Genomic DNA, 20,752 nt, shown 5'->3' on the forward strand with positions numbered 1-20,752 from the left:
CGCGCAGGCGCGATGTGTTCCACAGGTCATGACGAAGCTCGGAGTCCTCATCGCCAGCGCCCGTCCTAACCGTGTCGGGGAGCACGTGGCCCGCTGGGTCACCGACACCGTGAAGGAGCGCTTCGGCGATGCCGAGCACCGCGCGGAGGTCGATCTGATCGACCTGGCCGATGTGACCCTGCCCGCGTTCGACGGGCTCACCAGCCCCAAGGCCGACGGCACCAAGACGACCGACCATGCCCGCGCCTGGGGTGAGCGCATCGCCGCCCTGGACGCCCTGATCATCGTCACCCCGGAGTACAACGGCTCCTACCCGGGTGCGCTGAAGAACGCCATCGACTACCTGTACGAGGAGTGGAGCGGCTTGCCCGTGCTGATGGTGGGATACGGCTGGGGTGCCGGTACCGGCGTGCTCGAGCTGCTGGAGCGCCTGCTGACCCGTATCGGTGCCGATGTGATGGGCTCGGTGGGTCTCGCGTTCCCCGCGGACCTGTCGCTCGAGGGTGATGTGCACGTGGGCGAGGAGCCCACCGCTGCTCTTCACGACCGCCTCGAGGCGCTGGAGGCGAAGGCCCTCACCTCCGTCGCCTGATCCCCGGTCTTCCAGGACGGCCCGTCGGCATTGCCGGCGGGCCGCTTCGCTGTCGGATCAGCCCCAGCGGCCCACCAGGGCACTGAGCACGGCGATCGCCGCCGGTCCAGCGGTGGAGGAGCGCAGCACCTCCGGTCCCAGCAGCACGCTGCGGGCCCCTGCCTCGCGCAGGGCAGTGAGCTCGTCCTCGGCGATGCCGCCCTCGGGACCGACGATGATCACGATCTCGGCGGCCGGCTCACCGGCACCGGACCTCTCCCCTATCGCCCGCAGTTCCTCGGCCAGCGTCATCAGGCCTACGGACTCCTGTTCGTGCAGCACCAGCACCAGGGCGCCGCCTGCGGTGCACCGGTGAACGTCCTCGACCAGCTCACCGGTGCTCACCGGTTCGTCGACCACGGGGATGCCGGGGCGGCGGCACTGCTTCACAGCGGCGCGCACGGTGTTCTCCCAGCGGGTGCGTCCCTTGCGCAGCTTCTCCCCTCGCCACACCGCGACCGAGCGCTGGGCCTGCCAGGGCACCACGCGGTCCACACCGAGTTCGGTGGCCGACTCCACTGCCTGCTCGTCGCGCCCTCCGGTGGCCAGGGCCTGCACCAGGGTGAGGCGCGGTGAGCGCTCCACCGGAGCGGAGGGATCGGCCAGCAGCCGCAGGTCGAGCGCTTCCTTGCGGGCAGTGGTGACCTCCGCGAGCACCTGCCTGCCGGCGGCGTCGGTGAGCAGGATCTGCTCCCCGGCCCCGATGCGGGCCACTTTCGCTGCATGGCGGCCCTCCTCGCCATCCAGCGTCAGCTCGGCGCCGACAGCGGACCTGGCCAGAGCGTCGTCGAGGATCAGGAAGGCGGAGGGGGTGGTGGGCATGAGGGGTCTCGCTTCCCGGGGACGCGCGGTTCAGGCAGGGGTCAGAGGTCGCGCAGGCGCTCGCGGAGCTTGGCGAAGGGGCCCTGTCCGTTTCGGCGGGTGGCCTCGTCACCGCGGATGCGGGCGAACTGCTCCAGCAGGTCGCGCTCCTCGTCGGTCAGGGAGGTGGGGATGTCCACGTCCAGCACCACCCGGATGTCACCGCGTCGCTCGCGACGCAGCGGGGTGACGCCCAGACCCTTCAGGGTGATCTCCTCGCCGGGCTGAGCGCCGGGACGGATGTCCAGCTCCTGGACCCCGTCGAAAGTTTCCAGGGGCACCGTGGCACCGAGGGCGGCGGAGGTCATCGGCACCTCGACCGTGGTGACCAGGTCCTCGCCGTCACGCACGAAGGTGTCGTGCTCGGCCACGCTGAGCTCGACGAAGAGGTCGCCGGCCGGTCCGCCGGCCTCACCGACCTCGCCCTCGCCACGCAGCTGGATGCGGGTCCCGTTCTCCACGCCGGAGGGGATGCGCACGGTGACGTCGCGCTCGGTGGTGACACGGCCATGGCCGGAGCAGGCGGTGCAGGGGGACTCGATCACGTCGCCGTGGCCCTCGCAGGTGGGGCAGGGGGCCATGGTGACCATCTGGCCCAGCAGTGACTGGGCCACGCGCTGCACGTGCCCGGAGCCGCCACAGGCGGTGCAGCGGGTGGGGCTGGTGCCGGGCTCACAGCACGAGCCGTTGCAGCGCTCGCAGCGGCCCGCCGTGCGGAAGCGGATCTCCTTCTCGGTCCCGAACACCACGTCGCGCAGCTCGATGCCCACGCGACGCAGCACGTCGCTGCCGCGACGCTGGCGCGGGACGGGGCCCTGCCCGCGGCCACCGCGCATGCCGGCGGCGCCGGCGAACATGTCGAAGATGTCGTTGAAGTCGAAGCCTGCACCGCCCCCGGGGAAGCCGCCCATGCCGGGGCCGCCGCCCATGTCGTACTGGCGGCGCTTGTCGGCGTGGGACAGGGTCTCGTAGGCCTGGGAGACCTTCTTGAACTTCTCGGCGGCCTCGGGATCGGGGTTGACGTCCGGGTGCAGGGTGCGGGCCAGCTTGCGGTACGCCTTCTTGATCTCCTCGGTGGAGGCGTCGCGGGAGACGCCGAGCAGGTCGTAGTAGTCCTCGTTCACGGTGCGGAGTCCTTCAGGGGAGACGGTGGTGTCGGGGGCACGGGCCCGGGTGCTGCCGGGCGCGGCGCCGGGTCATTCGAGGTAGCGGGACACGTAGCGGGCGATGGCCTGCACGGTCGAGATACCGGTGACGTAGTCCATGCGGGTGGGGCCCAGGATGGCCAGGTGGGAGCCGGCGCCGTACCCGGCACCGACCACGGCGGCCTGGGTGAAGGCCTCGGTCTGCAGCTCGGATCCGATGCGCACCTCGACCGAGCCGGGCTGGGCGTGCATCTCGGTGAACAGGCGCAGTAGCACCAGTTGCTCCTCGAGCACGTCCAGCAGGGGCTCCACGTCGCGTGCGAAGTCCTCGGCGGAGCGGGCGATGTTGGCGGTGCCGGCCATCATGATGCGGTCCTCCGCGCGGGAGGCCGCCAGGATCGTGAGTGCCGAGGCCACTTCCGCCACGCTGGCCTGCTCGCTGGGCGGCTGCGCGTCGATCAGATCGACGAGGGCCCGCTCGACGTCGGTCACCTCGCGCCCTGACACGGCCCGGTTCAGCTGGTCGCGCAGCCCCTCGTAGAAGGCGGCGTCGCGCGCCGCGAGCAGGGGCACGGTGCGCTGGTCCACCCGGCCGGACTCGGTGATCAGCACCACCAGCAGCAGGGCATCGGCGACCTTCACCAGTTCGACGTGGCGGATGCGGGCCTGCTTGCGGGCGGGGTACTGGACCATCGCCACCTGGTGGGTGGTCTGGGCCAGCAGCCGCACGGTGCGCAGCAGCAGCTCCTCGACGTCACCGGCATCCTCCAGGAACGCCTGGATGGCGCGCCGCTCGGAGGTTGACAGCGGCTTGACGGTGGCCACGTGGTCCACGAAGGCGCGGTAGCCCTTGTCGGTGGGCACGCGGCCCGCGGAGGTGTGGGGCTGGGTGATCAGCCCTTCCTCCTCCAGCACTGACATGTCGTTGCGCACGGTGGCGGCGGATACCCCGAGGTCGTGGCGGTCCAGCAGGGACTTCGAGCCCACGGGCTCGCGGGTGGACACGTAGTCCTCGACGATGGCGCCGAGGATCTGCAGCTTCCGACTGTCCGTCGCTCTCACCTCCTGCAGGGACCGGTAGGGGGATGCTCGGGCGGGCGCGCCCGACTCCCAGGATTAGCACTTGGGCTTGCCGAGTGCCAATCCTACGCTCCCGTCACCGGAGCGCACGGGGTGCGCCGGGAGGTGTTCGCCACGGGCCGAGCAGGCCGGGGCGGCGGTGACGGCCGGGGGCCGGATGGGCTGTGGCGACGACGACATGCACCCGCTGGGTGGCGCTCCCCGGTGGGTCCACCGCCCCGATGTACCGTGTGGGCCGTGTCCGACCGTGCTTCCCGTCCCGCCGACCGCTACGGCCGCGACGTGCTCTCCTCCGCTCCCCCCTCGCACCATCGCCGCCGCCCGGTGGCGCGCGAGGTCCTGGCCCAGCGGGACCTGGTGGTCGAGGACGCCGCCACCGGTTTCACCGGCGCCATCACCCGGGTGGAGAAGGCCGGTGGCGTGCACGTGGTGGAGCTGGAGGACGGCCGAGGGCGCCGCCGCGGGTTCCCCCTGGGCCCCGGATTCATGATCGACGGCAAGCCGGTGGTGCTCACCCTGCCGCAGCGCCGCGCGGAGCCGTCGGGCCCCAAGCGCTCCGCGAGCGGCTCCGTGTACGTCGAGGGGGCGAAGGCGCGCACCGCACGCGCTTCCCGCATCTGGGTGGAGGGGAAGCACGACGCCGAGCTGGTGCAGAAGGTGTGGGGCCACGACCTGCGCATCGAGGGCGTGGTGGTGGAGATGCTGGACGGTGCCGACAATCTGGTGGAGCGGGTGCAGGACTTCGCTCCCGGTCCTGGCCGCCGCCTGGGGGTGCTGGTGGACCACCTGGTGCCCGGGTCCAAGGAGTCGCGGATCGCCGAGCAGGTGATGCGCCTGCCGGGCGCCCGCGGCAACGTGGCGGTGCTCGGTCACCCTTATGTGGACGTGTGGCAGGCGGTCCGCCCGGCCCGGGTGGGGCTGAAGGCTTGGCCCCACGTGCCTCGCGGCACCGACATCAAGGTGGGCACCCTGGCGGCTCTTGGCTGGCCCCACCGGGACCAGGCCGACATCGCCGAGGGATGGCAGCGGATCCTGGCGACGGTGAGGTCCTACGCGGATGTGGAGCCCACGCTGTCGGGCCGCATCGAGGAGCTCATCGACTGGGTGACGGTCGAGGGCTGAGGGCCCATCGAGGAGGGCCGGGTGTTATCCCCCGGCGGGTTCGGAGGCGCGCCGCAGGGACCGATCCAGGTGCTCTCGCTAGGCTGGAGGCATCCGACCACGACGCAGGCTGCCATCCGGTCCCGCGTCACCATCGAGAGGGGAACCATGAACGAGCAGTCGCATCCCTACGATCCCTACCGCAACGAGCCGGGTCAGCCCGGCGCAGATGATCAGCGCGGCGCCTTCGACGGCGCACCTGCGCAGCCGGCGGACGACGTCACCGCCGATCCGTACTCGAGCCCCGCCCACGACGCCACGGCTCTGGACGGCGCACCCGCTGAGCCGGCCGATGACCGCACCGGTGATCCGGCCGCCGCGCATCCCCATGACCCCTACGTCTATCAGGCGGGTCAGCAGCAGTCGGCCGATCCGTACGCGGCTCCCGCAGCCGGCGGTGCCGCCGCAGGTGCAGGTGCTGCCTACGGCGCGCCGCAGGGCTCCGGCCCCGCAGGCCAGCAGCCCGATCACGCGGGGCAGCAGCCCGGCTATGCCGGGCAGCAGGGTGCCGGTCATGGGTATCAGCAGGGGGCCGGGTACGGCGGTCAGCAGGGCCCGGCGTACGGCGCCCAGGGTGCGCAGAACGGCAATGTACCGCCGGCGGGCATCAAGGGCGTGTACGAAGGACCGCTGTCCGGACAGCCCACCTCGGACTCCGACTCCCGCCTGTGGTCGATGCTCTCGCACCTCTCCGTGGTGCTGGGCCACCTCTTCAGCTGGGGCTTCCTGGGCTGGGTGGGTCCGCTGATCATCTTCCTGGTGTACAAGGACCGTGACCGGTTCATCCGGTACAACGCCGCCGAGGCCCTCAACGGCGCCATCGCCGTGGTGATCTGCCAGGTGGTGCTCTCCGTGGTGCTCGGCATCTTCGGGGTGATCACCCTGGGCTTCGGCTTCGCGATCTTCCCGCTGGTGGGCGTCCCCGCCCTGGTCCAGCTGATCTTCTCGATCATCGGGGCCGTGAAGGCGAACCAGGGCACGTGGTGGAACTACCCGGTCAACATCCGCCTGGTGAAGTGAGCACCCCTCACCCCGCATAGCGTCAGCCGCTCCACCCCCGTCGGCACTGCGCCGTCGGGGGTGGTTGCTCACCGGGCACTGTCCGCTGGGGCCGGCCTCAGAGCACGAGGTCGCGGATCACCGCATCGGCCAGCAGCCGGCCCGAGCGGGTGAGCACGGCACGGCCCTGGGCCAGTGCCTCGGGCTCGAGGTGGCCGCGGTCGCGGTGCACCTCCAGCATCGGTCTCTGGGACTGCGGGACCACGGCCACGTCCAGTCCGTCGATGATGCGCAGCTCCAGCATGATGCGTTCCATCTGCCGGGCCTCGGCGTCCACCAGTTCGGACTCTGCCACCGGCAGCGTCTGCTGGGCGAGCTGGGCCGCGTACCGGCTGGGGTGCTTCACGTTCCAAGAGCGCCGCCCGTCCCGGTGGCGGTTGAATATTCGCCTCGCTGGGGTCCGCTGATCGAGGGTTCGGGTGCCACGTCGCTGCCGTAGCGGTGGCGTCGTTCGGGACCACCAGTGGTGTCGTTGGGGCCGCTCTGTCTACGCTCCTTCCGCCGTGTGTATAGGGCACGCGGCGGAAGGAGCAATCTGGAATGGTACGGAAGATCAGGGCGAAGCTGGTGCTCCAGCTGCGCGCAGAAGGTCTGTCGGGGCGAGCGATTTCGTCCTCGCAGGGCATGTCCCGCAAGTCCGTGAGGGCGGTGTTCGAGGCCGCTGACGCTGCAGGGATCGGGTGGGGCGATATCGCGGACGTCGCCGATGAGCAGGTGTATGCCCGGTTGTTCCCGGGCCGGGGCGAGCACGAGAGCGTGTTCGCACAGCCGGACTGGGAACAGGTCCATCGAGAGATGGCCAGGGTCGGCGTGACGCTGAAGCTGTTGCACGGCGAGTACTTCGACGCGACCACGGCGGCTGGGGATCCGGCGATGGGGTATGACCGGTTTTGCCGCACCTACCAGCACCACGTCATGGTCACCGGTGCCGCTTCGAGAGTCGGTCACAAGGCCGGCCAGAGCGTGGAGGTCGACTGGTCCGGCCCCACGATGGAGCTGGCCGATCCGGTCACCGGCGAGGTCTCGAAGGTGTTCTTGTTCGTTGCCTGCCTGCCTTTTTCTCGTTACGCGTTCTGCTTCCCGGCGCTGGATATGCGCCAGGAGTCCTGGCTGCGAGCGCACGTAGCGATGTTCGAGGCGCTGGGCGGGACGGTCCCGAGGATCGTTCCGGACAACCTCAAGACCGGTGTGGTGAAGCACCCCCGCGAGGGCGAGATCGTCCTGAACGATGCGTATCGCGAGATGGCAGCGCATTACTCGGCGGCGGTGCTCCCGGGGAGGGTGCGGAAACCGAAAGACAAGGCGAGCGTGGAGAACACCGTCGCGCACGTCGCGACCTGGGTCATCGCCGGGCTGCGGGATCAGCGATTCACGTCCCTGCCCGAACTTGCAGCCGCCATCGGGCAGCGGATGGAGGCCTATAACGCGGAGCCGTTCCAGAAGCGGCCCGGATCCCGCGCCAGCGTGTTCGACGCGGAGGAGCGGCCGCTGCTGACGCCGCTGCCGGCGGTGCCCTACGAGATCTCGACATGGCACTACGGACGACGAGTGGGCAGGAACGGGCACGTCACGTTCGCGCGGAACTTCTACTCCGCGCCGTTCGCGCACATCGGCGCGAAGGTCGATCTGCGCATCACGGCCCGGACGCTGGAGATCTATCAGGGCAGCCAGCGACTGACCAGTCACCTGCTGCTCCCGGAGACCGCGAGCAATGAGTACCGCACCAACGACGCGGACCTACCTGCGGGCGAGCGTTTCCAGGCCTGGGACGCGCAGAGGGTGCGGGCGTGGGCAGATCGGGTCGGGCCGGCCACGGTGATCGTGATCCAGCGGATCTTCGAGTCCGTGCCGATCGTGGAACAGGGCCTGGATCCCGCGTTGGCGGTGCTACGGCTCTCTCGCCGCTTCTCCGTAGATCGGGTCGAGGCGGCCTGCGCACTCGCGCTGACGGGACGGGTCCGTTCACCGCGCTATGCGCATCTGCACCCGATCTTGGCCACCGGGCAGGACAAGGTCGCCGCCCTGCGTCCACCCCGCGAGGAACCCGCGGAAGACGGCGGATACGTCCGTGGCGCCGACTACTACGCCGGAGGTGTCCGGTGAGCGTGATCGATAACGACACGAAGCGGAAGCTGCGCGAGATGGGCGCGACCGCGCTGCTGGACGCGATCGATGCCCAGGATGAGGCTCACGTGCTGGGGATGTCGTTCCAGGAACGGCTCCAGCTGATCGTGGACGAGGCGCATTCCATCTTCAATCATGGAAAGGTCGAGGGTCTGATCCGCCGGGCGGGGCTGCGTTATCCCGGAGCGGACCTGCGGCGGCTGGATCTGGTCGAGGAACGGGGACTGAACCGGAACGTGATCGCGCAACTGGCAACCTGCTCCTTCATCCAGCGGCAACAGAACGTGGTCTTCCAGGGCTTCACCGGCTCAGGGAAGTCCTACCTCGGCTGCGCGCTGGCGAAGCAGGCCTGCCAGCACCGGCTCCGAGCCCACTACATCCGAATGCCCGACCTCGAAGAGGCCTGGGCCCTGGCAAAGGACAAGCCGCAGGGCCAGACGAAGTTCCTGCGGAAGTACTCCACGTTCTCGCTGCTGGTGATCGACGAGTGGCTGCTGGACCATCCTGACGAGGGAATGCGTTCGATGCTGCTGGAACTGCTCGAGCGCCGCTATGACACCGGCTCGACCGTGTTCTGCACCCAGTACCCGAAGAAGGACTGGCACGCCCGGCTCGGTGGAGCAGTCCACGCCGATGCGATCATGGACCGCATCGTGCACAACACAATCTGGATCGACACCGGCGACAGGAACATGCGAGAACACACCGCACTGCCCCAGTGACCCGATGCCGGCGGGAGCCAGTGGTCCCCACCGCGGCGGCTACTGGCCCCCGTCGGCACGATCGGCGGTCCCCAAGAGCAAGATTCGGTGGCTCCCACGACTACGAATACTCAGCGGTGCGCACCGGGCCCGATCCCCCACCAGTCCTTCCCCTGCCAGTAGGCCAGGTTGTGCCGGGAGCGGTGCTCCGGGGTGCGGGCGAAGTTGGAGACCTCGTACCAGGACAGGCCGTCGGCACCGGTGAGATCGTCGATCAGTTCGTACTTGTCGGCCATGTCGTCAGGATCCGGCGGGGTGATCTCCCCGCGGCGCAGCCGTCGGGCCATCGCCGTGTTGCCCTCGATGATCAGCGAATAGGCCGAGAGGTGGTCCACCCCGCAGGCCAGTGCCGCGCGCACGGAGGTCTCCACGTCGGTGAGGGTCTCCCCCGGGGTTCCGTAGATCAGGTCCAGGCTGACGTCCAGGCCTGCCTCGCGTGCCCACTGCACCACCTTCGGGATCCGCTCCGGGTCATGGGTGCGGTCCAGAGTGGCGAGCACCGAGGGGATCGCGGACTGCATGCCGATGGACACCCGGGTGATGCCACCGGCGGCGAGCTGCTCGAACGACTCCGGGGTGACGGAGTCGGGGTTCGCCTCGGTGGTGACCTCTGCGCCCGGAGCCAACGGGATCAACGACCGCAGGTGGGTGAGCATCGCGACCAGCTCCGTGGCGGGCAGCAGTGTGGGGGTGCCCCCGCCGAAGAACACGGTGGAGACCTGGTCGTAGGAGTAGCCCTCGGCAGCATCGGCGGCGACGGTCAGGTCCATCTCGCGCATGGCGTTGGCGGGGTACTCGCGCTGGGAGCCGCCCCCGCCCAGCTCGGTGGCGGTGTAGGTGTTGAAGTCGCAGTAGCCACAGCGCACCGCGCAGAACGGCACGTGGATGTACACCGAGAGGTCTTTGGCCACGGTCACAGACCCATCCCCAGGCCCAGCCCGCGTCCGGTGGAGCGCAGGCGCTCGGGGTAGTCGTACTGCTCGCCCGCGCGCTCGAGAACCGTCAGGGCCGACTGCACCAGCGACTCGTACAGCACGGTCCCGCTGTGCTGGGCCCAGTCCAGCAGGGCGCGGGCCTGCTGCGCGTCCAGACCCCGGAAGGCATCGCCGATGCTCACGCCGTGATCGGGGCGGTGCAGCACCTCGATCGCATCACCGGCGCGCACCTCGCCCTCGGCGAGCACTCGGAAATAGGCACCGCAGCGGCCCTCCTCGGTGAAGCGGCGGCCCCAGCGGCGGTCCCCCATGCGCAGCGCGAAGGTGCCGCAGGGGTTGCGGGGGCAGGTGGCCTCGATCTGGGCGCTGCCGATGCGCCAGCGCTCGCCGATCAGCACCTCATCGGTGTCGTGACCGGCCGTCACCAGGTTCTCGCCGAAGAACCCGTCGGGAAGGTCCTCGCCGCGCTCGGCCGCGAAGGCCTCCCGCACCTCCCGGGAGTAGGCGTAGACGGCCTTGAAGATGCCGCCGTGGTGCTCAGAGTCGCCCTGCACGTCCCCCAGCACACCGTGGGTGAGCAGGGTGACCGGGCCGTCGACGGGACGCTTGTCGATCCCGCTCATCAGGCCCGAGTCCGGCACCGGGAACAGCTGGGTGACGGTGCAGACGGCTGCGATGGTGCTCATGCGGGTTCCTCCAGCGTCCAGTGGGTGTCGAGGTGAACGGTCCCTCGCCTCTACGAACCGCTTCCCTACTTCTTCTTGCTGTCCTTGCCGGTGTCGGCGGCGTCGGAGGAGAGAGCGGCGATGAAGGCCTCCTGGGGGACCTCCACGGACCCGATGTTCTTCATCCGCTTCTTGCCCTCCTTCTGCTTCTCCAGCAGCTTGCGCTTACGGGAGATGTCGCCGCCGTAGCACTTGGACAGCACGTCCTTGCGCATGGCGCGGATGTTCTCGCGGGCGATGACGCGGGAGCCGATGGCTGCCTGGATCGGCACCTCGAACTGCTGGCGCGGGATCAGGTTCTTCAGCTTGCCGGCCATCTCCACGCCGTAGCTGTAGGCCTTGTCGCGGTGCACCACGGCACTGAAGGCGTCCACCGGCTCGCCCTGCAGCAGCATGTCCACCTTGACCAGGTCGGCGGTCTGCTCACCGGAGACGTCGTAGTCCAGGGACGCGTAGCCGCGGGTGCGGGACTTGAGCTGGTCGAAGAAGTCGAACACGATCTCCGCCAGCGGCACGGTGTAGCGCAGCTCCACGCGGTCCTCGCTGAGGTAGTCCATGCCGCCGAGGCTGCCGCGCTTGGACTGGCACAGCTCCATCACCACGCCCACGAACTCGCTGGGCACCAGGATGGTGGCCTTGGCGACGGGCTCGGAGATCTCCTTGACCTTGCCCTCGGGGAAGTCGGAGGGATTCAGCACCTCCACCTCGGTGCCGTCCTCCATCACGACGTTGTAGACCACCGAGGGGGCTGTGGAGATGAGGTCCAGGTTGAACTCGCGCTCCAGGCGCTCGCGCACGATCTCCAGGTGCAGCAGCCCCAGGAAGCCGACCCGGAACCCGAAGCCCAGGGCGGTGGAGGTCTCCGGCTCGTAGTTCAGGGCCGCGTCGTTGAGCTTCAGCTTGTCCAGGGCGTCGCGCAGCACCGGGTAGTCCGATCCGTCGATCGGGAACAGGCCGGAGTACACCATCGGCTTGGGGTCGGAGTAACCGGGCAGGGCCTCGGTGGCACCGCGCACGGAGGTGGTGACGGTGTCGCCCACCTTGGACTGGCGCACGTCCTTCACCCCGGTGATCAGGTAGCCCACCTCGCCGGGGCCGATGCCCTTGGTGGGGCTGGGCTCCGGGGAGCTCACGCCGATCTCCAGCAGCTCGTGGTGGGCGCCGGTGGACATCATGTCGATGCGGTCGCGGGACTTCAGGTAGCCGTCGATCACGCGGATGTAGGTGATGACACCGCGATAGGTGTCGTACACGGAGTCGAAGATCATGGCGCGGCAGGGAGCATCCACCTGACCCTCGGGGGGCGGAAGGGTGCGCACCACGTGGTCCAGCAGCTCCTGGACGCCCTGGCCGGTCTTGCCGGAGACCCGCAGCACCTCGGAGGGGTCCACGCCCACCAGCTGGCCGATCTCGGCGGCGTACTTGTCCGGGTCCGCGGCGGGCAGGTCGATCTTGTTGAGCACGGGGATGATGGTGAGGTCGTTCTCCATCGCCAGGTACAGGTTGGCGAGGGTCTGCGCCTCGATGCCCTGGGCGGCGTCCACCAGGAGGATGGCGCCCTCGCATGCGGCGAGGGAGCGGGACACCTCGTAGGTGAAGTCCACGTGCCCGGGGGTGTCGATCATGTTCAGGGCGTAGTTGACCCCGTCGACCTGCCAGGGCATGCGCACGGCCTGGCTCTTCACCGTGATGCCGCGCTCACGCTCGATGTCCATGCGGTCCAGGTACTGGGCGCGCATGAGGCGCTCGTCCACCACCCCGGTCATCTGCAGCATGCGATCGGCCAGCGTGGACTTGCCGTGGTCGATGTGCGCGATGATACAGAAGTTGCGGATGCGCTCCTGGGGCGTCGACGCGGGCTGGATGTCCGTCGCCTCGTCTGCGGAGATCCTCGGGGTCACCGGCATCCGTCCTCTCATGGGTCAGGTGGTGGCGGCAGGCGCGCGCCGCAGCTACGGCGCGCCGTCCATCGTCTCACGTGCGCCCCACCGGCAATGTGCCGGGCACGGCGCGAGTGCTCACGCTCACCCGTCGGACCGGGCGCAAGCCTGCGGCGTCGGCTGCTCACTCGCCGTCGATCACGGAATCGTTGTGGGGAAGACCGCCCGGGAAGGAGATGGGCAGTGCCCGGGCCCGGGTGGGATCGGCAGCGTCCATCGCCTGGAGGTGCACGTGGGGCTCGGTGGAGTTGCCGGAGTTGCCGCACTGCGCGAGTACCTCTCCACGGTGCACCTGCTGGCCTGCACGGACCCTCAGGCTGCTCTGCTGCAGGTGGCACAGGGCGAGGAACACACCGGGGCCGGCAATGTCGGCATCGGCCTCGATGATCACGTGGTTGCCGGCGAGTGCGAGCCAGCCGCCGACCGCCCGTCGGCGCTGGGTGAGCATGTAGCGCACCGAGGGGATTCCGCGATGGGCAGCGTGATCCGGCTCGCCGTCGTGCGCAGCCCGCACGGTACCGTCGATCGGGGCCCGGATCTCACGCCCGAAGCCGACGAAGCACTCCGGTGCTTCCGGGCGCAGGAATGACCGGAGGGTGTAGGCACCGGAGCGCCCGTCCTCCCCCACCGGCGTGAGATCGATGGACTGCTCGAGGGCGTAGACGCGGGTGCCGTGACTGGGCACTCGATCGGCCGGGCTGTTCTGCACCAGCCAGCGTCCTGGACCGGGTACGTCGAGGGGGATCGGGGTGCGGGGTCCTCGTGCCATGACGTCCTCTCCCGGGTCCTGGTGGTGCCCTGGGGGTCAGGTGCTGGGTTCGAAGTAGGTGCTCTTCAGAGCCCGGCTGACAGCGACGGTGACCCGCTGCAGCTGCTCCATCTCCGTCTCGAAGTCGGCGACGATGTCGTCGAGTGAGCGGTAGCGCAGGCTGGCGGCCGCGCGGCCGACGATCCGCCGGGCCGGGTCCTCCGTGCCCATGCGGTCGAAGGAGCTGCCGTGCAGTTTCGCCAGGGTCTCCAGCGCCTCGTCCAGTTCGATCAGGCAGTGCGCGGCCGAGCGGGGGAAGATCGAGTCCAGCAGCAGGAACTCGATGGCGCGGGCGGCACGCACCCGGCCCCGGTAGGAGCGGATGTAGGCCTCGTGGGCGCTGCAGCTGCGCAGCAGCATCACCACGTTGCCGTCGCTGGCGTCTTCGAGGTCATGGGCCTGCAGGATGCGGGCCACCATGTCCACCCGTTCCAGCAGCTGCCCGATGCGCAGGAACAGCCAGGCCTCGTCTCGGGTCATGGAGGCGTCGATCAGGCCGTTGACCACGGCGCAGCGGTCCTTGGCGTACTGGAACGCACCGTGCATCCGGGAGGGGCGCACCCCGCGGGGCATCCCGAGGGTGGTGGTGTTCAGCGACTCCCACACCTCGGTGGAGAGCACTTCGCGGGCACCACGGGCGTTCTCCCGGGCCGTCTGCAGGGCACCGGCGATCGAGGAGGGGTTCTGGCGGTCGGTCACCAGGCGGTCCAGGATCCGCTGCACCGTGAGGTCCGAGGTGTCCTCGACGGAGGCGCCGAAGATCGAGTACACGTCCTTGCAGGCGGTGCCCACGTCGTGCGTGGCGTCCTCGGTGATGGACTGCAGTGACACGTCCAGGATCCGGGCGGTCTGGTCCGCGCGCTCCACGTAGCGGCCAATCCAGAAGACGGCTTCGGCGATCCTACTGAGCATCGCGCTGCTCCTCCCGGTCGTGGTCGTCCTGGTCGTCCTGCTTGTCGATAGTCGGATCCTCGGTGTCGTCGGTGCCACCGCCGCCATCGCTGGGGGCGGGATTCCCGTCATCGGGATCGAGGGCCTCCAGCTCATCGACGTCGAGGATGGGGATCGCAGCGGAGACCGGTTCCGGCTCGTTGCCGGCGATGTCCTCCCCCAGCATGTCCTCGTCCTCGTCGAAGGGTTCGTCCACACCGGTCTGCTCCACCACGCGCACCTCGCCCTCGGGGGTGGCGACCTGCACCTGGGTGGGGGTCTCGGAGGCCAGCACCCAGGTGTCCTTGGAGCCGCCGCCTCGCGAGGAGTTCACGATCATCTCACCCTTGGGCAGGGCCACGCGGGTCAATCCGCCGGGCAGCACCCACACGTCGTCCCCACTGTTCAGGGCGAAGGGCCGTAGGTCCACGTGACGCAGGTCCGGCCCCTCCTCCACCAGGGTGGGGATGGTGGACAGCTGCACCACGGGCTGGGCGATCCAGCCGCGCGGGTCCTGCTCCAGGCGCGAGCGCAGATCGGACAGCTCCTCCGCAGTGGCGGCGGGGCCGATCACGATGCCCTTGCCACCGGAGCCGTCGACGGGCTTCACCACCAGTTCGTCCAGGCGGTCCAGCACCTCGGCGCGGGAGTCCGGCTCCTCCAGGCGCCAGGTGTCCACATTCGGCAACACCGGCTCCTCACCCAGGTAGTAGCGGATCATGTCCGGCACATAGGTGTAGGTGAGCTTGTCGTCGCCCAGGCCGTTGCCGATGGCGTTGGCGACCACCACGTTACCCGCGAGGATCGACCGCACCAGGCCCGGCACGCCCAGCATGGAGTCGGGGCGGAACACCTCGGGGTCGATGAAGTCGTCGTCGGTGCGCTTGTAGATCACGTCCACGCGCCGCAGACCGGCGGTGGTGCGCATGTAGATGCGGTCGCCCCGCTCCAACAGGTCGCTGGCCTCCACCAGGTCCACGCCCATGGTGCGCGCCAGCAGGGAGTGCTCGAAGTAGGCGCTGTTGTAGCGGCCCGGGGTGAGCACCACGACGGTGGGCTCCTCCCCCGCGGTGTCCGGAGCGGCGGCCTGCAGGGCGCTCAGCAGTCGACCGGGGTACTCGCTCACGCGCCGCACGGGTCGGTGCGAGAACAGCTCGGGGAAGCCCTGGGTCATCGCCCGACGGTTGGAGAGCACGTAGCTGACACCGCTGGGGGTGCGCACGTTGTCCTCGAGCACCCGGAAGCCGCCGGAGCCGTCGCGCACCAGGTCGATGCCGGAGATGTGGATGCGCACGCCGTTGGGCGGACGGTAGCCCTGCACCGCGTCCACGATGTAGGTGGAGGAGTCCAGCAGGGACTCGGGGACCACGCCGTCGGCCACGGCCCTGCGTTCGGTGTACACGTCGTCCAGGAACGCCTCCAGGGCGCGCACCCGCTGCGCGATGCCGATGGAGACCAGCGCCCACTCCTCGGCCGCGATCACCCGGGGGATGGCGTCCACCGGGAAAGGACGCTCCTCGCCGGCGTAGTCGAAGGTGACACCCTGGTCGAGGTAGCTGGAGGCAAGGGTCTCCGAGCGGGAGCGGAACTCCTCCAGCCCCAGGCCGGCGAGGGCCTCGTGGAGGAAGCCGTAGGTGGGGCGCACCCTGCCGTCGGGGGCGAACATCTCGTCGCCGGCACCGGCGACGCCGTACTCCTGGAACAGAGAGCTGCCTGACATGCCCCCATCTAACACTGTCCATGCATCCTGAGGGCCGTGGACCAGGCACACTGGGGCCTCCCGATCATCACGAGAGGTGAAGCCATGTCACTCGGATCCCGCCTGAGCTCGCTGCTGCGCACGGCCGCCCGCTCCCCCGCCGTGCGGCGCGCCGCCCGCGACCTGGGCCGCTCCGCCGTGCGATCGGTGCAGGAGGTTCGCTCCGGTCGTTCAGGTCACTCGGTGCAGGAGGACGGGCCCGGCCGCACGTCACGCTCGCCCGGTGGTTCACCGGCGCAGGCCCGCCCGGATCAGCAGGTCGCCCCCGGGGCCTCATCGGCCCTCGCGGATCGCGCCTCCACCCCGCCCGTGACGATGACCTATGCACCCCGTGACGACGACCACCCCGATCCCGGAGAGGTGGTGTGGGCGTGGGTGCCGTACGAGGAGGACCTGAGCCGCGGCAAGGACCGCCCCGTGCTGGTGCTCGCCGAGGAGGATGCCCGCACCGGGGGCCGCGACGGCGACGGCGAGGTGCTGGTGGGGCTGATGCTCACCACCCGTGACCGGGCAGATGCGGGCGAGATCCACGTGGACCAGCACGGCGCCACCTGGGTGGACGTGGGTGCCGGCGCCTGGGACAGCAAGGGCCGCCCCAGTGAGGCACGGGCCGACCGGCTGCTCCGGCTGGGTCTCCACGCCGTGCGGCGCGAGGGTGCACACCTGCCCCGGGACCGGTTCGATCGGGTGGCCTCCGCAGTGCGCGAGGTGCATGGATGGGACGGATGACACGTCTGGCGGGCAGTGCCGCTGAACTGCGGCTCTGGTAGTGTCTACGCTCGTATGTGTGACATACCGTTCGGTGTGCGCATGCCGGAGGCCCCACCGTGTCAGGGTCCACCGGTAGGTGCGACCCGGACGAGTACCCGTGGCAGTGACCCGGTACCGACGTCTCCAGGCGACCCCCACCGCCCGTCCCCGTCGGCAACGGACCTCGGCCGCCACGGATGTTCCACCACCACAGCACAAGAGAGAAGTCTTCGTGGCAAACATCAAGTCCCAGATCAAGCGGAACAAGACCAACGAGAAGGCGCGCCTGCGCAACCGTGCGGTCAAGTCCGAGCTCAAGACCTACACCCGCAAGGTACGCTCCGCCGTCACCGAGGGTGACGCCGACGCCGCGGCCAAGGCGCTCAAGGAGGCCTCCCGCAAGCTGGACAAGGCCGTGTCCAAGGGCGTCATCCACAAGAACCAGGCCGCCAACCGCAAGTCCGGTCTGGCCAAGCTGGTCTCCAAGGTCAGCGCCTGAGCGCAGCATGACTGATCACTGACCGCACCGGTCGGTGGCAGAAGGCCCCGCACATCGACTGTGCCGGGCCTTCTTCATGCCCTCACGGCCGTCATGGTCGTCATGGGCGTCGGGCCTCCTGGCCCTCCCAGCGAGGGGCGTTGCCTTCTCAGCGTGCCCGGCGGGCGCGGCCTATCTCGATCACCATGTGCTGAACGGACCAGCGAGGGTCGCGCCCGGCGCCCTTGACCTCGTGGTCGGCGCGGGCCACGGCCTCCAGCGCCCGGGCCAGGGAGCGGTCGTTCCAGGAGCGGGCGTCGCGGCGGAGGTTGCGGATCATCCAGTCGGGCATGCCGAGACTGCGGGCGTTGGCGCCCGGGGTGGTGACCTTGGCGAGGCTGCGCATCTTCGCTGCGATCGCGGCGACGATGGGCACCGGGTCCGCTCCTGCCAGCTGGGCCTGCTGCAGCAGCTGAAGGGCCTCGCGCTCTCGGCCGGCGATCGCGGCGTCGGCCACGGCGAAAGCGGTCGACTCCACTCGGCCCGCGGTCACCGAACGCACGTCCTGCAGGGACAGGGGCGGGGCCTGAGCGCCTTCGTCGGGCGTGGTGTCGTCGATAAGCTGCCTGCTCATAGCGGCGAGCTCGGCCAGGTCGGTGCCGAAGGCGTCCACCAGTGCGGCCACGGCCTCGGGCTGGATGCGGCGGCCGGCGCGGGCGAACTCGGAGGCAACGAAGGTCTGCTTGTCACCCACGCGCTTCAGCGGGTCCGCCGGGACGCGGGGCACGCCTGCCTTCTTCAGAGTGTCCAGCAGCTTCTTGCCGCGGTTGCCGCCGCGGTGCACCAGCACCAGGGTGACATCTGGTTCCGGCGCGGGAATGTACGCGAGAACTTCGTTGATCAGGGATTCAGGGGCGGTCTGCATCTCGGGCACGATCACCATGCGCGGCTCTCCGAACAGGGAGGGGCTGGTGACCTGGGAGAGGGAACCGGAGGTGATGTTCTCGGCCGTGAGCTCGTGGAAGGCCACCGAGTCGTCATTCTCCCGGGCAAGTGCGCGCAGACGCTGCACGGCGCGGTCGGCGATCAGGGACTCCGTGCCGTGGATCAGCACGATCGGTGCCAGGGCGACACTGTGCCACTCCACATCGCTCACGGCGGCTCCTTCTGCTGGGGACCTTGCGATCCTATCGGGGCGGACCGACGGACCGGGGCTCGCCCGAGCGGTGGCGATCTTCAGCGTCAACGGGAGAACCGGGAGCTAGGGGGTCGGCGCTCTCAGCCGGGTCGTGGGCCGGCAGGATCACGGTGCCGTGCAGGTCGGTGCGCACCACCTGCGCCCCGACCGCCCCGAGCAGGTCCAGGGTGTGGTCGGTGGGGTGGCCGAAGGTGTTCTCCTTGCCCACGGTGACCAGGGCAAGTCCGGGATCCAGCTGCTCATAGAGCGCGTCGTGCTGGCGCCGGGATCCGTGGTGGGCGACCTTCACGATGTGCGCCGGGCCCGGCTGCAGTGCGGCCAGTTCGCGTTGGGCCACGGGTTCGAGATCACCGAGTGACACCAGGCGGGTGCCGTCCGGCCAGGTGGCGGCGATGGTCACGGAGCAGTCGTTGGCGGCGTCGCCCTCCCCGGAGCCGTCCTCGCGCAGGGCAGCGGACTGCGCGGCCTCGGCCGAGGGCGGCCACAGCACCTCGAGTGCGAGGCCGTCCTGCTGCCAGGTCTCCCCCGTGGTGACGGGTTCGGGAGGGCCTCCCTCGGCCACGTCCTGCCCGGCGTGAGGCAGCGGGCACACCCACTGTTGTGCGGGGGCGCGGGAGCCGGTGAGAGCGGTACGGCCACCGGTGTGGTCGGCGTGGGGATGGGTGAGGATGAGCAGGTCGATGTGGTCCACGTCCAGGCGGTTCAGGCACTCGCGCAGCGGTTCCGGGGCAGGCCCGGTGTCGATCAGTACCGTGGTGGACCCGCTACGCAGCAGCACCGCGTCCCCCTGCCCCACGGCACAGGCGGCGACGGTCCATTCCTGCCCTTCCCGCCCTGGCAGGTGGGGGGCGAGCCCTGGGGCGGTGACCGCTACCAGGAGGCCCGCCATCGCCCAGCGCACCAGTGGGGACCGCCGCCCTGCGACGGCGATCGCGAGGACCACAATGACCGCCACCGCGCCCAGCACACCCGCGGTTCCCTCGAGCACGGGGATGCGGGAGCCGGGCAGGGCATCGGCCGTGCGGGCGATCAGGAGCACCAGATGGGCTCCGCCGGCGGCGATTGTGTTCAGCAACTGCGCGGCGGGGGCCCACACCGGCCCCATCAGCAGGGCGATCAGGCCGATCACGGTGGTGGGGCCGACGATGGGACCGACGATCATGTTCACCGGGACCGCCCAGGCGGAGACCTCCGGTGCCAGCGTCACCAGGATCGGGGTGCAGGCGAGCTGAGCGACCAGCGGCACTGCAAGCACCAGGGCCGGGACCTTCCCGATCCTCTCCCCCGTTGCTTCGGTGATCGCACGGGCCAGGGGTGGGGCGCCGATCAGGATCGCGGCGGTCGCCAGGGCGGAGAGGGCGAAGCCGATCGATGCCGCGGTGACCGGGTCCAGCACCGACCACAGCGCCACCGTGAGGGCCAGTGCCGCCACCGGGGAGGCCCTCACCCCCACGTAGCGGGCGATCAGCAGCGGGGTCACCATGGTGGCGGCCCTCTGCACGCTGGGCTCCTCCCCCACCAGCCCCACGTACGCGGCCACAGCGAGGCCGGCGATCAGCAGGCGGGGGCGCCTGCGCACCCCGGCCAGCAGCAGCGGTGCGATCACCGCTGCCAGGACCAGCGCGATGTTGGCGCCGGAGACGGCCACGAGGTGGGAGATGCCGGCGCGCTGCATGATCTCCTCGCTGCGGTCCCCCAGCCCGTGGGTGTCCCCGGAGGTCATCCCGCGCACCAGCGCCGCCTCGTCGCCCGGGAGGTGGCGCGTGTTGTGCCGGGCCAGGTCCCGCAGCTGCTGCCGGGCGTTCTGGGCCACAGCCGTCGCGCCGCGCTCCGGGATGGGCCGCACCTCGGTGACGGTGAGGACCAGGAGCCCACCGGAGGCCCGCACCTTCCCTCGGACCTGTACGGCGTCTCCCCCGCGTGCCTGTGCCAGCTGCTGCTCCGCTTCGGCGTCCCCGGTGCGCATGAGCACCGGCACCGAGGCGGGGAGCGGGACGTCCTGGTCCCCGATCGTGGCCTGCGTGGGCAGAGTGCGTGCCATCGCCTGCATCCCCGATCGGGACCACGCGGGACCTGTGGTGGGCACAGCGGGATCTGCACGGAGGGTAATGGCTACCTCGACGATCAGGGCATCCTCCGAGGCGGTGCTCAGCTGATCGACGGCGTGATCGTGGCGCAGCAGCACGGGGAACAGCAGCACCCCGGCCAGTGCCACCACGCCCAGGTGGGCGAGGAGCACCTGGGTGAGGACGGGGCGGGCGATGACGACGGCCGCCGTCAGCACCGTGGCGGCAAGGATCGCGCAGGTGGCGATCGCTGCTTGGGCGCCTGCCGCGATACCCAGCACGGCGAGGACCCACACGGCGGTGGCGCCGGGAAGCAGGCGCAGATCGTTCCAGCGCATGGC

Annotated in this window: 18 protein-coding genes and 1 pseudogene; 7 read left to right on the top strand and 12 right to left on the bottom strand. The window is 70.1% G+C overall.

What is annotated here, in order from left to right:
• Positions 1-28: 28 nt before the first annotated feature.
• Entirely contained in the window at positions 29-592 is a 564-nt protein-coding gene (locus tag JOD52_RS08285) for an NADPH-dependent FMN reductase (protein WP_204409415.1), read from the top strand.
• Positions 593-649: 57 nt separating this feature from the next.
• Here the strand turns inward: JOD52_RS08285 and JOD52_RS08290 are convergent, their stop codons facing one another.
• The 3 genes from JOD52_RS08290 to hrcA all read right to left on the bottom strand — a co-directional run bounded on the left by JOD52_RS08290 (position 650) and on the right by hrcA (position 3,699).
• A complete protein-coding gene (locus tag JOD52_RS08290) occupies positions 650-1,453 on the bottom strand; it encodes a 16S rRNA (uracil(1498)-N(3))-methyltransferase (protein ID WP_204409417.1) in 804 nt (267 codons plus the stop codon).
• 41 nt (positions 1,454-1,494) lie between these two features.
• Positions 1,495-2,616, bottom strand: coding sequence for a molecular chaperone DnaJ (gene dnaJ, locus JOD52_RS08295; protein ID WP_204409419.1), 1,122 nt, complete (start codon positions 2,614-2,616; stop codon positions 1,495-1,497).
• 72 nt (positions 2,617-2,688) lie between these two features.
• Entirely contained in the window at positions 2,689-3,699 is a 1,011-nt protein-coding gene (gene hrcA / locus JOD52_RS08300) for a heat-inducible transcriptional repressor HrcA (protein ID WP_204409422.1), read from the bottom strand.
• A 246-nt stretch (positions 3,700-3,945) separates the two neighbouring features.
• Here hrcA and JOD52_RS08305 point away from each other — a divergent pair, with 246 nt between their 5' ends.
• Positions 3,946-4,839, top strand: coding sequence for a DUF3097 family protein (locus JOD52_RS08305; protein WP_204409424.1), 894 nt, complete (start codon positions 3,946-3,948; stop codon positions 4,837-4,839).
• Positions 4,840-4,986: 147 nt separating this feature from the next.
• Positions 4,987-5,898: a DUF4870 domain-containing protein gene (locus tag JOD52_RS08310; protein ID WP_204409426.1), complete on the top strand. Its 912-nt coding sequence runs from the start codon at positions 4,987-4,989 to the stop codon at positions 5,896-5,898.
• 97 nt (positions 5,899-5,995) lie between these two features.
• Here the strand turns inward: JOD52_RS08310 and JOD52_RS08315 are convergent, their stop codons facing one another.
• Positions 5,996-6,283, bottom strand: coding sequence for a hypothetical protein (locus JOD52_RS08315; protein WP_239551842.1), 288 nt, complete (start codon positions 6,281-6,283; stop codon positions 5,996-5,998).
• A gap of 194 nt (positions 6,284-6,477) precedes the next feature.
• On the opposite strand from JOD52_RS08315, the gene istA reads away from it, so the two are divergent.
• Positions 6,478-8,040 (top strand): IS21 family transposase, encoded by a 1,563-nt coding sequence (gene istA / locus JOD52_RS08320; RefSeq protein WP_204408388.1) that lies wholly within the window; start codon positions 6,478-6,480, stop codon positions 8,038-8,040.
• Positions 8,037-8,783, top strand: a complete 747-nt coding sequence (locus JOD52_RS08325; protein ID WP_338124028.1) for an ATP-binding protein — start codon at positions 8,037-8,039, stop codon at positions 8,781-8,783. Before istA ends, JOD52_RS08325 begins: the two co-directional genes overlap by 4 nt.
• A 113-nt stretch (positions 8,784-8,896) precedes the next feature.
• Here JOD52_RS08325 and hemW read toward each other — a convergent pair.
• The 6 genes and pseudogenes from hemW to JOD52_RS08355 form a co-directional block, all read right to left on the bottom strand.
• Positions 8,897-9,739: pseudogene (hemW, locus tag JOD52_RS08330) on the bottom strand (radical SAM family heme chaperone HemW); the annotation flags it as partial.
• On the bottom strand, positions 9,736-10,443 hold the full coding sequence (locus tag JOD52_RS08335; RefSeq protein WP_204409428.1) for an MOSC domain-containing protein: 708 nt from the start codon (positions 10,441-10,443) through the stop codon (positions 9,736-9,738). The gene JOD52_RS08335 and the pseudogene hemW, both read right to left, overlap by 4 nt.
• Before the next feature lie 65 nt (positions 10,444-10,508).
• A complete protein-coding gene (gene lepA / locus JOD52_RS08340; protein ID WP_017822410.1) occupies positions 10,509-12,389 on the bottom strand; it encodes a translation elongation factor 4 in 1,881 nt (626 codons plus the stop codon).
• 157 nt (positions 12,390-12,546) lie between these two features.
• The gene (locus tag JOD52_RS08345; RefSeq protein WP_338124068.1) at positions 12,547-13,131 is read right to left on the bottom strand and encodes a M23 family metallopeptidase; all 585 of its coding nucleotides are present in this window, start codon (positions 13,129-13,131) and stop codon (positions 12,547-12,549) included.
• 96 nt (positions 13,132-13,227) lie between these two features.
• On the bottom strand, positions 13,228-14,142 hold the full coding sequence (locus JOD52_RS08350) for an alpha-E domain-containing protein (RefSeq protein ID WP_204409432.1): 915 nt from the start codon (positions 14,140-14,142) through the stop codon (positions 13,228-13,230).
• Positions 14,132-15,880 (bottom strand): circularly permuted type 2 ATP-grasp protein, encoded by a 1,749-nt coding sequence (locus JOD52_RS08355; protein WP_204409434.1) that lies wholly within the window; start codon positions 15,878-15,880, stop codon positions 14,132-14,134. Before JOD52_RS08355 ends, JOD52_RS08350 begins: the two co-directional genes overlap by 11 nt.
• An 84-nt stretch (positions 15,881-15,964) precedes the next feature.
• On the opposite strand from JOD52_RS08355, the gene JOD52_RS08360 reads away from it, so the two are divergent.
• Positions 15,965-16,648, top strand: a complete 684-nt coding sequence (locus tag JOD52_RS08360; RefSeq protein ID WP_204409437.1) for a type II toxin-antitoxin system PemK/MazF family toxin — start codon at positions 15,965-15,967, stop codon at positions 16,646-16,648.
• Positions 16,649-16,901: 253 nt separating this feature from the next.
• The gene (gene rpsT / locus JOD52_RS08365; protein WP_017822404.1) at positions 16,902-17,168 is read left to right on the top strand and encodes a 30S ribosomal protein S20; all 267 of its coding nucleotides are present in this window, start codon (positions 16,902-16,904) and stop codon (positions 17,166-17,168) included.
• A 148-nt stretch (positions 17,169-17,316) separates the two neighbouring features.
• Here the strand turns inward: rpsT and holA are convergent, their stop codons facing one another.
• Positions 17,317-18,303, bottom strand: a complete 987-nt coding sequence (holA, locus tag JOD52_RS08370) for a DNA polymerase III subunit delta (protein WP_017822403.1) — start codon at positions 18,301-18,303, stop codon at positions 17,317-17,319.
• Between the two features lie 31 nt (positions 18,304-18,334).
• Positions 18,335-20,749, bottom strand: a complete 2,415-nt coding sequence (locus JOD52_RS08375; protein ID WP_204409439.1) for a ComEC/Rec2 family competence protein — start codon at positions 20,747-20,749, stop codon at positions 18,335-18,337.
• Positions 20,750-20,752 lie beyond the last annotated feature (3 nt).

Origin of the sequence: Brachybacterium muris (assembly GCF_016907455.1) — a bacterium.
Lineage (GTDB): Bacteria > Actinomycetota > Actinomycetes > Actinomycetales > Dermabacteraceae > Brachybacterium > Brachybacterium muris.